Origin of the sequence: Nocardiopsis alkaliphila YIM 80379 (genome assembly GCF_000341005.1) — a bacterium.
GTDB lineage: Bacteria > Actinomycetota > Actinomycetes > Streptosporangiales > Streptosporangiaceae > Nocardiopsis > Nocardiopsis alkaliphila.
The window spans coordinates 1-11,717 of record NZ_ANBD01000049.1 but is presented as its reverse complement, the minus strand read 5'-3'; the positions used below and the strand labels follow the sequence as shown (position 1 = coordinate 11,717).

8 protein-coding genes are annotated in these 11,717 nt (G+C 68.4%); 3 read left to right on the top strand and 5 right to left on the bottom strand.

Features of this window, described 5'->3' with window-relative positions; all coding sequences use genetic code 11:
- Window positions 1-1,335 (bottom strand): HAMP domain-containing protein (locus tag D472_RS0107935; RefSeq protein ID WP_033303380.1); only part of this gene is annotated, 1,335 nt, incomplete at its 3' end.
- A gap of 384 nt (window positions 1,336-1,719) precedes the next feature.
- Here D472_RS0107935 and D472_RS0107930 point away from each other — a divergent pair.
- A complete protein-coding gene (locus D472_RS0107930) occupies window positions 1,720-3,885 on the top strand; it encodes a SpoIIE family protein phosphatase (RefSeq protein WP_017603950.1) in 2,166 nt (721 codons plus the stop codon).
- Window positions 3,886-4,003: 118 nt separating this feature from the next.
- Here D472_RS0107930 and D472_RS0107925 read toward each other — a convergent pair whose 3' ends face one another.
- On the bottom strand, window positions 4,004-4,609 hold the full coding sequence (locus D472_RS0107925) for a response regulator transcription factor (RefSeq protein ID WP_017603949.1): 606 nt from the start codon (window positions 4,607-4,609) through the stop codon (window positions 4,004-4,006).
- Window positions 4,610-4,829: 220 nt separating this feature from the next.
- On the opposite strand from D472_RS0107925, the gene D472_RS0107920 reads away from it, so the two are divergent.
- Window positions 4,830-6,392, top strand: a complete 1,563-nt coding sequence (locus D472_RS0107920) for a S1C family serine protease (protein WP_017603948.1) — start codon at window positions 4,830-4,832, stop codon at window positions 6,390-6,392.
- A gap of 130 nt (window positions 6,393-6,522) precedes the next feature.
- On the opposite strand, the gene D472_RS0107915 is transcribed toward D472_RS0107920, so the two are convergent.
- The 3 genes from D472_RS0107915 to D472_RS0107905 are packed head-to-tail and all read right to left on the bottom strand — an operon-like array spanning window position 6,523 to window position 9,754.
- The gene (locus D472_RS0107915; protein ID WP_017603947.1) at window positions 6,523-8,046 is read right to left on the bottom strand and encodes a sensor histidine kinase; all 1,524 of its coding nucleotides are present in this window, start codon (window positions 8,044-8,046) and stop codon (window positions 6,523-6,525) included.
- A gap of 6 nt (window positions 8,047-8,052) precedes the next feature.
- Window positions 8,053-8,748 (bottom strand): response regulator transcription factor, encoded by a 696-nt coding sequence (locus D472_RS0107910; RefSeq protein ID WP_017603946.1) that lies wholly within the window; start codon window positions 8,746-8,748, stop codon window positions 8,053-8,055.
- Window positions 8,749-8,797: 49 nt separating this feature from the next.
- Window positions 8,798-9,754 carry an HpcH/HpaI aldolase/citrate lyase family protein gene (locus tag D472_RS0107905; RefSeq protein ID WP_017603945.1) on the bottom strand — a complete coding sequence of 319 codons (957 nt, stop codon included), beginning with the start codon at window positions 9,752-9,754 and terminating at the stop codon, window positions 8,798-8,800.
- A gap of 145 nt (window positions 9,755-9,899) precedes the next feature.
- Between D472_RS0107905 and D472_RS0107900 the strand changes: the two genes are divergently transcribed.
- A partial coding sequence (locus D472_RS0107900) for a molybdopterin-dependent oxidoreductase (RefSeq protein ID WP_017603944.1) occupies window positions 9,900-11,717 on the top strand: 1,818 nt, incomplete at its 3' end.

The following is an 11,717-nucleotide window of genomic DNA, read 5'->3' as shown; positions in this document are numbered from 1 at the left end:
TCCTTCGGTACCCACCTCACGAGCCACACGCGTGACCTCGTCGGCGAACGTGGAGAGCTGGTCCACCATCGTGTTGATGGTGTCCTTCATCTCCAGCATCTCGCCCTGAGCGTCGACGGTGATCTTCTTGCCCAGGTCACCCTTGGCGACCGCGGTCGTGACCTGGGAGATGTTTCGGACCTGGTAGGTGAGACTGTTGGCCATCGAGTTGACGTTGTCGGTCAGGTCCTTCCAGATCCCCGACACGCCCTTGACACTGGCCCGACCGCCCAGCTTGCCCTCGGTACCCACCTCACGAGCCACACGCGTGACCTCGTCGGCGAACGTGGAGAGCTGATCCACCATCGTGTTGAAGGTGTCCTTCAACTCCAGCATCTCGCCCTGGACGTCGATGGTGATCTTCTTGCCCAGGTCACCCTTGGCGACCGCGGTGGTCACCTGGGAGATGTCGCGGACCTGATTGGTCAGGTTGTTGGCCATCGAGTTGACGTTGTCGGTCAGGTCCTTCCAGATCCCCGACACGCCCTTGACACTGGCCCGACCGCCCAGCTTGCCCTCGGTACCCACCTCACGAGCCACACGCGTGACCTCGTCGGCGAGGGAGTCCAGCTGATCGACCATGGTGTTCACGGTGTTCTTCAGGGCGAGCATCTCGCCTTGGACGTCCACCTCGACCTTTCGGGTCAGGTCGCCACGGGCGACCGCGGTGGTCACCTTGGAGATGTCACGGACCTGATTGGTCAGGTTGTCCGCCATCGAGTTGACGTTGTCGGTCAGGTCCTTCCAGATCCCCTGGACACCACGGACGTTGGCCCGACCACCCAACTTGCCCTCGGTACCCACCTCACGGGCGACCCTGGTGACCTCCTCGGTGAACCCGCTGATCTGTTCGGCCATCCTGTTCACCGTGGTGGCCAAGCGCAACAGGTCGCCCTTGAGCTCACCGCTACGGGCTTCGGTGGAGGCACGACGGTTCAGCTGGCCCTCGGCGACCGAGTCCAAGACCCGGGCCACGTCGGTGACCGGTTGGGCGACCTCGTCCAGCAACAGGTTGAGGGATCGGGCACTGTTGCCCCAGGCGCCGCGCGCGGGGTGGACGATGACCCGCTCGTTGAGCCGGCCCTCTCCACGGACCACGTCGCCGACCCGCTGCAACTCGGAACTGAGCTGTTCGCTGTGGTCGACCACTTCATTGAAGACCGAGGCGATCTCCCGGAGCTTGCCGCTACCGCGAGAGCGAAGACGGACACTGAAGTCGCCGTCGCGCATCCGATACAGAGCGCTCAGAATCTCATCGAGTTGGTCGTCGGTCAGTTCTGTGACCGTCTCGGGCATGAACCCCTCCTCAATCCCGCACGCCACCTCGGTCATCGATCCCCTCGCACCGGGTCGGGTCCGGCACGGTCCACCGCACGGTGGACCTGACCCCTACCGGGTCAGAGCACGGGACACGGGAGGCGCACGAGTGATCGCACGCCCCTGGTGACCACTCGTCACGCTATCCGTCACGAGGTACCACCCGAAAGAAGCGGATGTGTCGTCTTACACTAACCGGCTCGGCCATTTCGTACGGGTGGCTTGCTGATCTTGCCCCGGCCCACACCCACGGCCGGGGATCCGAGCCCCCGCGAACGGATCCCGCGTATCGTTGCAGGGGCCACCACCAGCAATCCGCGCCCAGTGATGAAGGACACCGACGGCTTGCCAGCACAAGACGCGTTGAAGGTCGCTCGACGGGAGTTCCCCCCCACTCCCGAGACCGCGGCGGCCGCCCGAGAGTTCGTGTACGACACCCTGCTCACCTGGGGTGTGCCCGCCCCCTTCGACGACATCATCCTGTTGGTCAGCGAATTGGTCACCAACGCCGTCATCCACGCCGACTCCGCCTTGGAGGTCACGGTCCGGCGTTCGGAGGGCTTCACCGAGGTCATGGTCACCGACTCGGCCCCCGAACGCGCGGTTCCGCGAGCGGGGCCGCTCAGGGTGGACACCTCCCCCTCCACCGACAACGAGCGCAGTGGTGGCCTGGGACTCGCCCTGGCCTCGGCGATCGCCTCCAGCTGGGGCGTGAGCTATGGGCGCACCGACAAGGCCGTATGGTTCCGGATCGAGGACAAGGGCACCGATCACCCCTCCCTGGAGTCACCACCGGTGCGCAGGGGCTCCACCCGTTCCGTGCGTCCACCGGCGTGGTCGGCCCTGGACTCGGCGCTGGGTTCCCGGCTCAGCCTTCCCCAACTGCTGGAACGTACCGTGGAGTACTCCGCCTCGGCCCTGGGCGGGGACGCCTCCTACATCGCGCTGGCCACCTCGGACGAGACCATGTGGGAGGTACGGGCCGCGGTCGGGTTGACCGGAGGGGCACCCTGGCGCTCGCTTCGGGTGCGCACGGAGGAGATCTTCCCGTCCGCGGCACCCGAGCCCAGACCGACGATCAACGACGACCTGATGCTCGCCCGAGCCGGTCGAGGCGCCCTGTCCCGAGCGGGGATGCGCTCCCTGGTGACGGCGCCACTGACCGTGGACGGCCGGGTGACCGGGCTGCTGGCCGTGGCCTCCACCCGTACCCGACACTTCGGCCCGGCCGCGGCCAAGCGGCTCCAAGAGGGCGCGGACCTGATCGCGCTGCCCATGGAACGAGCCCGGCTGGCCGAGGTCGAGTTGAGCCGTCGCGCCTCGTTGAGTTTCCTGGCCGAGGCCAGTGACCTGCTCGCCGGAACCCTGGACGAGCGTATGACCGGCGCCCTGGCCGCGCAGCTCATCACCTCGCGTCTGGGTCGTTGGTGCGCCATCCACACCATCAACGAGTTGGGGGTCTCCAAGCTCACCCACGTGGTACACGGCGACGAGAACCTCAATGACGTCCTCAGGTCGCTGCTCACCGCGCTCCCCCCGCGTGAGCAGCGTGAACCACAGCCACTGTGGACCCCACAGGAGCTGGCCGAGGAGGGGTTGGACGAACAGTTGGCCGGCACCTTGGCGAGCGGGCCGGCGATCAGCATCCCGCTGGTGGCCCACGGCCGCGCATTGGGTCGGATCACCATAGGCAAGGACGAGACCGACGACTTCACCCGTGAGGAGGCGGACGTCGCCGACGACCTGAGCCGTCGGGTCGCCTCGGCCATGGAGAACGCCCGACTGCACGAGCGGCATACCTCCATGAGCACCGCGCTACAGCGCAGCCTGCTACCGCCCAAGGACAAGGAACCGGTGATCCCGGGCGTGGATCACGCGGTCTACTACCGCCCCTCGGACGAGCGCAGCGAGGTGGGCGGTGACTTCTACGACGTTTTCTCCGCCAATGGCCGCTGGTGCTTCGCCATCGGCGACGTCTGCGGAACCGGTCCGGAGGCGGCCGCCGTCACGGGTCTGGCCCGGCACACCCTGCGGGCCTTGGCCAGGGAAGGTTTCACCCCGGCGCACATCATGCAGCGACTGAACATGGCGATCCTGGAGGAGAACACCTCGACCCGGTTCCTCACCATGTTGTACGGGGAGATGACTCCGGCGACCGACGCCGTGGGTGGTATGCGCGTACGCATGGTCTCGGCCGGCCACCCGTTGCCACTGCGTCTGAGCCCCAAGGGCGAGGTGGAGACCTTCGGTGCCTCCCAACCCCTGCTCGGCGCGTTCGAGGACGTGAGTTTCACGACCGAGAGCGTGGACATCCGTCCGGGCGAGGTGGTGTTGGCGGTGACCGACGGTGTCACCGAACGGCGCAGCAACGGTGACATGCTCGGTGACGAGGGCCTGGAGGAGATCTTCTCCCGCGCCGCCGGACTCACCGCCCAAGCGGTGATCAGCCGGATCGAACGCGAGCTGGAGGAGTACGCCCCGGGCGGCAACTCGGACGACACCGCCATGTTGGTCCTGCGGTTCCTTTAGGCGGTGGTTCCAACGCCTCCGCTTCGCTTTGGCGTGCTCGCCTCGGGCCTTGACCTTCTCCCGCCCGATACCCGAACGGCGACCCCCGCGATCGGGTCAGGCCGTTGAGGGACCTTTCTCAGAGCCAGCCCATGTCCTGGGCGGTGCGGATGGCGACCATACGATTCTCCGCTCCCATCTTGCCGATGGCGTTGGAGAGGTAGTTGCGCACGGTTCCTTCCCTCAAGTGGAGGGACTTGGCGATCGCGGCGACGGTCGATCCGTCCGCGGCCGCGCGCAGCACCTCGCTCTCACGGTCGGTGAGCGGGCTCTCACCACCGACCATCGCGGCGGCGGCGAGGTCCGTGTCGATGTAACGGCCACCCTGGTGAACCTTGCGGACGGCTCCGGCGAGCTGTTCCACGGGGGCGTCCTTGGCCAAGAATCCCCTGGCTCCCGCGGACAGGGCACGACGCAGGTAGCCGGGACGTCCGAAGCTGGTGAGGATGACGACCCCGCAACCCGACGCGCGCTCTTTGAGCCGCGCGGCGACTTCCAGGCCGGTGGCTCCCGGCATCTCGATGTCCAGCACCGCGATGTTCGCGTCGTGTTCGAGGACGGAGTCGACCACCTGGTCCCCACGACCGACTTCGGCGACGACCTCGATGTCGTCCTCCAAACCGAGTAACGCGGCGATCGCGCCCCGCACCAGGTGTTCGTCGTCGGCGAGAACGAGCTTGATCACGGGTGGGACCTTCCCAGTCACAGGCGCTGCGTGTGAGCGCGAACACGGTATCGTTTCGGACATTGTGGGGCATTCGCCTTGGAGGGGCCTTCGGGGAAAGTGTTCGCCGTGGCACGGGGATGAACTCGAAACCGTGTCGTATCGGTTTCTCACCCTGTTCTAACCCACGCCCCACAAGATGAAGCATGTCAGTACATCGTCCCATCAGCCGGAGGATGAGTTGCAGCCGAACGAACCCGGTCAAGGCCGGGAACACGATGCGGGTGTCGAGCGCCCCATCGGCCCCGAGGACCACCCTGTCCAGGACTCCCTCGCCTCCGACGACCCGAACCCAAGGCCTGAGCCGGGGTCGGACCGGGACACCACCGTGAACGAATCCGCCGCACCGGCCCCCGAGGCCGAACGCGCGGGTGCTCCCCGTTTCTCCCCGCCTCAAGGTCCCGCCCCCAGTTGGGCGACCGGACCCAACAACACCGACCGTGCCCCCTTCATCTTCCACGGCCAGGGTCCGCACACCGGCCCTCACCCGGTGGGGCCCCCACAGCATGGCCCGGGGCCGGGGCCATTCGGTCCAGGAGCTCCCCCCGGGCCGTCCGGGCCACAGCAGCCCTCGGCCTTCGCCGGCGGTCCCCGGTACCCGGAGCCGTTCGGGCGTCCGCCCGGGGGGCCACTACCCGAAGAGGCGGCGAAGAAGCGCGGTACCGGAAGGATCGTCGGCATCGCCGCGGCGACCGCCCTGGTCACCAGCTTGATCGTGGGCCCGGTGGCGGCTCTGGGCACCTCCTACCTACTGCCCGGTGCCGAACCCATCAGCTCGCTCACCGGTGAGCAGGGCTCCACCGCGACCGAGGGAGCCGTCGGTGAGGTCGCCGAACAGGTCCTTCCGAGCGTGGTCTCCATCCAGACCGGCTCTGGCGGCGGCAGCGGAGTGATCATCTCCTCGGACGGGCAGATCCTCACCAACGCGCACGTCGTGGCCGCGGCCGAGGACGGCCCGCTCCAGGTGCGGTTCAACGACGGCACCGCCGCGGAGGCGGAGATCCTCGGTTCGGACCCGGTGTCCGACATCGCCGTGATCCAGGCCCAAGGTCGTGATGACCTCACCCCGGCCACACTGGGCGACTCCGACCAGGTCGGGGTCGGCGGCGAAGTGGTCGCGATCGGTTCGCCCCTGGGTCTATCCGGCACGGTGACCACCGGGGTGGTCAGCGCGTTGAACCGGCCGGTGAACACCGGCGCCACCGAGAGCGGTGGCGGGCAGACCTCCACCGTGATCAACGCGATCCAGACCGACGCCGCGATCAACCCGGGCAACTCCGGTGGCCCGCTGGTGAACTTGGCGGGCGAGGTCGTGGGCATCAACACCGCGATCGCCGGTCTTTCCCAGGAGAGCGGTTCGGTGGGGTTGGGCTTCGCCATCCCGATCAACCAGGTCCGTCCGATCGCCGAGCAGTTGGTGGCCAAGGGCAGCGCGAGTTACCCGGCCATCCAGGCGACCATCGCCCCGAGCCGCAACGGTGGCGCGGAGGTCGTGGAGGTGACCGATGGTGGTGCGGCCGAGGAAGCCGGTCTGTCCACCGGGGACGTCGTGGTCTCGGTGGACGGTGAGACGGTGAGCACCCCGGATGAGTTGATCGCGCAGATCCGCACCCGGCAGCCGGGGGACGAGATCACCCTGGGCGTACTCGCCGAGGGCAGCGGTTCCCCACAGGACGTCCAGGTGACCCTCGGTGAGCAGAGCGCGGTCTCGGCCACCGAAGAGTTGGAGGACGAGGAGGACTGAAACCGGCCTCGCGGGAGGGTGACGGGGGCGTCGCTCCGAACGAGGCAGGGCACCAAGGGGGTGGTCCCGGCCCATGGGCCGGGACCACCCCTCCTCTTTTGGACGCGCGCCCCTGGGGAGGATCGCGCGTCTATCCCGATGCCGGGGTGGGCCCATCGTCCTGCGCCGGTCGGTGGGCCGGCAGCCGGAACCCGATGACGCTGCCGCCTCCGTCACGGTTGCGGGCGAAGACCGTACCTCCGTGATCATGGGCGATCTCCCGGACCATGGACAGCCCTAGTCCCGAGCCGGGCAGGCCCCGGGCGACGGTCGCCCGGAAGAAACGTTCAAAGAGGTGGGGGAGCTCGGCCGGTTCCACCCCGGGCCCTCGGTCCAGGACCTCCACCACCCCTTCGCGAACACGGATCTCGATCGGAGCCCTCCCCTGAGGGTCGAACTTGGCGGAGTTCTCCACCGGGTTGGCCAGGGCCCGTTCCAGGGCACCGGGGCGTCCCCACACCACGCTCTCGTCGGCGTCGACCAGGATCTCGCGACCGGTACGTCGCCGTGTCCGTGCGGCGACCCGTTCGGCGACGTCGGCGAGCACCACCGCGCTTCGGGGTTCATCCTCGTGGTCACCGGTGGCCAACCCGACCAACTCGTTGACCAGGTCGGTGAGCTCGCGAGTCTCACCCTGGAGGTCGTCGATGAGCCGCTGACGGGCGTCAGGTGTGAGCCGATCCACCCTCCCCAGGACCTGGACGTTGGTGCGCAGGCTGGTGAGCGGGGTGCGCAACTCGTGTGCGGCGTCCTGAACCAGGCGGCGCTGTTCGTCCTTGGAACGGGCCAGACGCGCGAGCATCCCGTTGAAGGCACTGGTGAGCCTGGTGACCTCGTCGTTGCCCGGTTCCTTGGGCCGTTCCGGTCCACCCACCTCTTCGTGTTCCGCGTCCCCGTTCCCGGCGCGCGCGGTGGTGAGCGGGTCGAGGCGACCGGTGGAGCTCACGTATTCGGCGGCGTCGGTGAGGCGGACCAGGCGTCCGGTGATGCGATGTCCCACCAGCCAGCCCACGGACGCCGCGCACAAAGCGACGAACAGGCCTACCCAGAGGATCTGGGTGGCCAGCCGGTTCACCATCTGTTCGATCGGTGACAGGCGCTGCAACAGCTGGATGGCGCCACGTCCCTCCCCCAGGGAGACGGTGCCCACCCGGTACTGCTGTTCGTGGGCCTGCGACTCCCTCGTGCTCACGATGCCGGGTTCGTCGGCTCGGGCGACCTCCAGTTCCTCCGTGGTGGGGTGGAAGGAGGAGATCTCGTGCCGGTTGGCCAACAGCCGCGCCCAGCTGCCGTCGGGCCCTAGGACCTGCGCGTCCAGACTGCCCGGGGCGATGAAGGCGTACCGGTTCTCCTGCACGTCCTGGCTGGCCTGGGAGGAGACGACGAGTTGGCGGGACAGGTTCTGTACCGCGGTGTCGAACTCGCTCTCGGCGTCGGCACGGATGAGTGTGGCGGAGGCGCCGTAGGCGAGTGTTCCGATCAAGGCGATGGTGACCGCGGCCACCGTGGCGAACAGTACGGCGAAACGGGTGCCCAGCCGCCAGTCACGTGGTTTGAACAGAACGCCGTGCCAGGTCGTGTCGCGGTTCCGGTCCTGGTCGTGGGGAGCGTGCACCGCCCATCACCCCTGGCGCAGCGTGTATCCGACGCCCCGGACCGTCTGGATCAACGATGAACCGCCGTCCTCCAGCTTGCGGCGCAGGTAGCTGATGTAGACCGCCAGGTTCTTGGACTCGGGACCGAAGTCGTAACCCCAGATGCGGTCGTAGATGGTGGAGTGGTCGAGGACGATACCTGCGTTGCGCATGAGCAGTTCGAGCAGGTCGAACTCGGTCTTGGACAGCTCCACCTCACGTTCGCCACGCCAGACCCGGCGGGCGCGCGTGTCCAACCGTAGTTCGCCCACACGCAGTGGAGCCTCACCATGGGCCTCCTCGGCCGTGGGCGCGGCGCGGCGCAACAGGGCCCGTAGGCGAGCCAGGAGCTCGTCGAGTTCGAAGGGTTTGGCGAGATAGTCGTCGGCGCCGGCGTCCAATCCCGCCACCCGGTCTGGAGTCTCCACCCGGGCGGTCAACATCAGGATGGGGGTGCGATCGTTCTCGGCTCGCAGCACACGGGCCACCCCGAGGCCGTCCACCCCGGGCATCATGACGTCCAGGATCAGCAGGTCGACGGGCTCGGCGTGGACGGAGGCCAGTGCCTGGACCCCGTCCGCGGCCGTGCGCACCGTGTACCCCTCCAACTGGAGGGCGCGTTCCAGGGACTCCCTGATGGCCCTGTCGTCGTCGGCGACCAGGACGGTGGCGGTGCTTTCCATGCGCCCATGCTCTCTCACCCGGGTGAGAGAGCGGTAAGAACGAGGCCGGTCAGTCCTGGGGTTCGAAGGATTCGGATGAACGGCCGCGTCGCAGGCCGGCGGCACGGCCCTTGCCCGCCACCACCAGGGCCATCTTCCGAGAGGCCTCGTCGAGCATCTCATCACCCAGCATGACGGCGCCTCTGCGATCCACGGTGGTGGCGTGTGCGTAGGCGTCCAGAATGCGCTCGGCGTGTTCGTAGTCCTCCTGGGAGGGGGCGAACACCTCGTTGGCCGCCTCGACCTGGAGTGGATGCAGGACCCATTTGCCGTCGAAGCCCAAGGCCGCGGTGCGTCCGGCCGCGCGGCGGAACGCGTCCACGTCACGAATCTGTAGGTAGGGACCATCGATGGCCTGGAGGCCGTGGGCACGGGCGGCCACGAGGATGCGCATGAGGACGTGGTGGTACGCGTCACCGGTGTCGTATCCGGGCGGCTGTTCGCCCACCACGAGACTCTTCATGTTGATCGAGGCCATGAAGTCGGCGGGGCCGTAGACGAGGGTCTCCAGGCGTGGTGAGGCGGCCGCGATCTCGTCCACGTTCACCAGACCCTTGGCGTCCTCGATCTGCGCCTCGATACCGATCCGGCCGACGGGCAACCCCATGGCGCGTTCGATCTGGGTGAGGAGCGTGTCGAGCCAGTGCACGTCCCGGGCGGCGGTCACCTTGGGTAGGACCAGGGCGTCCAGGTGGGCGCCCGCGTTCTCGACCACGGTGACCACGTCGCGGTAGGCCCACTCGGTGGAGACGTCGTTGACCCGCACGGAACGGACCTTGCCGCCCCAACCGCCGTCGGCGAGCGCCTTGACCGCTGTGGTGCGGGCGTCCTCCTTCTCCAAGGGCGCGACCGCGTCCTCCAGGTCGAGGAAGAACGCGTCCACGTCCAACCGGCGGGCCTTCTCCACGAACCGGGGGTTGGATCCCGGTACCGCCAGTACCGACCGTCGTGATCTCGGCTCCGCCATGCGTGTCTCCCACTCCGTGCTCGCGCCCTGCTGCTGGTGAGACGGGTCCCGTCCGGGCCCGCACGCCTCATCATCGCATCGTGTGGTGCGTAGAGTGTGCTCCGGACCCGGCGACGACGGGCTCGGATCATGGGGGAGAGTGCACATGTTGGCCAAGCCACATCCGACCAGCACCCACTGGGGCGGCTACCAGGTCGAGGTGGCCGACGGCCGGGTGGTGGGAGTGCGACCCGACCCACGTGATCCGGCTCCGTCCCCGATGATGGCCAACACTCCGGTGGCCCAGCACCACCGCACCCGAGTGGCGCGCCCGGCGGTGCGCCGCCGTTGGTTGGAGCACGGTCCCGGACCGGACCCCCGGCGTGGTGACCCCGACGACGTGTACGTGGAGGTGGAGTGGTCCACGGCCCTGGACCTGCTCGCCGCCGAACTGGACCGGGTTCGCAGCCGGTACGGCAACGCCGCGATCTACGGCGGTTCCTACGGGTGGGGCAGCGCGGGACGGATCCACCACGCCCAGAGCCAGCTGCACCGCTTCCTGAACACCATCGGCGGCTACACCCGTTCGCGTACCACCTACAGTCACGGCGCCGTGGAGGTGCTGTTCCCGAGGATCATCGGCGTTCCCGCCGCCGATCGCCTGCTGCACCGCGCCCCGTCCTGGGAACGGATCCGCGAACACACCGAACTGCTGGTGAGCTTCGGTGGGCTGCGCGTGTCCAACACCTGGATCGCCTCCGGCGGCCGGGCCGCGCAGACGGCCGGTCCGGCCATGCGCGCGGCCTCGGACGCCGGGGTGGAGTTCGTGTCGGTCTCCCCGTTGCGCGACGACACCCCCGACGAACTCAAGTGCACGTGGATGTCGTTGGAGCCGGGTACCGACACCGCGGTGCTGTTGGCCCTCATGTACGTGCTGTTCAACGAAGGGCTGGCCGACACCGCGTTCCTGGACCGGTACACCGTCGGTGCCGACCGGCTGCGCGCCTACGTGATGGGCGAGCGCGACGAACGTGGTGAGCCTGGCGGGGTGGCGCGCACCCCCGAGTGGGCCGAGCGGGTGAGCGGGGTGCCCGCAGACGACGTTCGGGCGTTGGCCCGGCGGATGGCCCAGAAGCGCACCCTGATCAACGTGGGCTGGTCGGTGCAGCGCGCCAGGTACGGCGAGCAGCCGCTATGGGCGGGGTTGGCACTGGCCTGCTGTCTGGGCCAAGTGGGGCTGCCCGGTGGCGGGTTCGCGTCGGGCTACGGTTCCATGGGCAACTACGGCGGCGGTGCGACCCCGTTGGGACTGCCACGCATGCCCCAGGGGAACAACGCGGTGGATTCGGTCATCCCGGTGGCCAAGATCTCCGACATGCTGCTGTACCCGGGGCAGCCCTACGACTACGACGGGGAGCGCAAGCACTTCCCCAACATTCGGCTCGTGTACTGGGCGGGCGGCAACCCCTTTCACCACCACCAGGACCTGAAGCGGCTGACCCGAGCGTTCGGGCGACCGGAGACCGTGGTGGTGCACGAGACGCACTGGACGGCCACGGCCCGCCACGCCGACATCGTCATCCCGGCGACCACCGTGCTGGAGCGCGACGACATGGCGGCGAGCCAGGGTGACCTGGCGCTGCGGGCGATGCCGCGGGTAGTGCCACCCCATGGTCAGGCCCGTGACGAGTACGACACCTACACCGACCTGGCCGAACGGTTGGGGGTGCGCGAGGAGTTCACCGAGGGGCGCACCAGCGGTGAATGGATGCGTCTGGCCTACGAACGGTGGCGTTCGCTGTTGGCCCGCCATGACCTGGAGGTGCCCGACTTCGACGAGTTCTGGGAGCGGGGCCGGTTGGAGATGCCGGGCCGGGTCGAGGACGAGGCCCTCTTGGGCGAGTTCCGCGAGGATCCCGAGGCCGACCCGTTGCGGACGCCGAGCGGGCGCATCGAGCTGTACTCGCAGACGATCGCCTCGTTC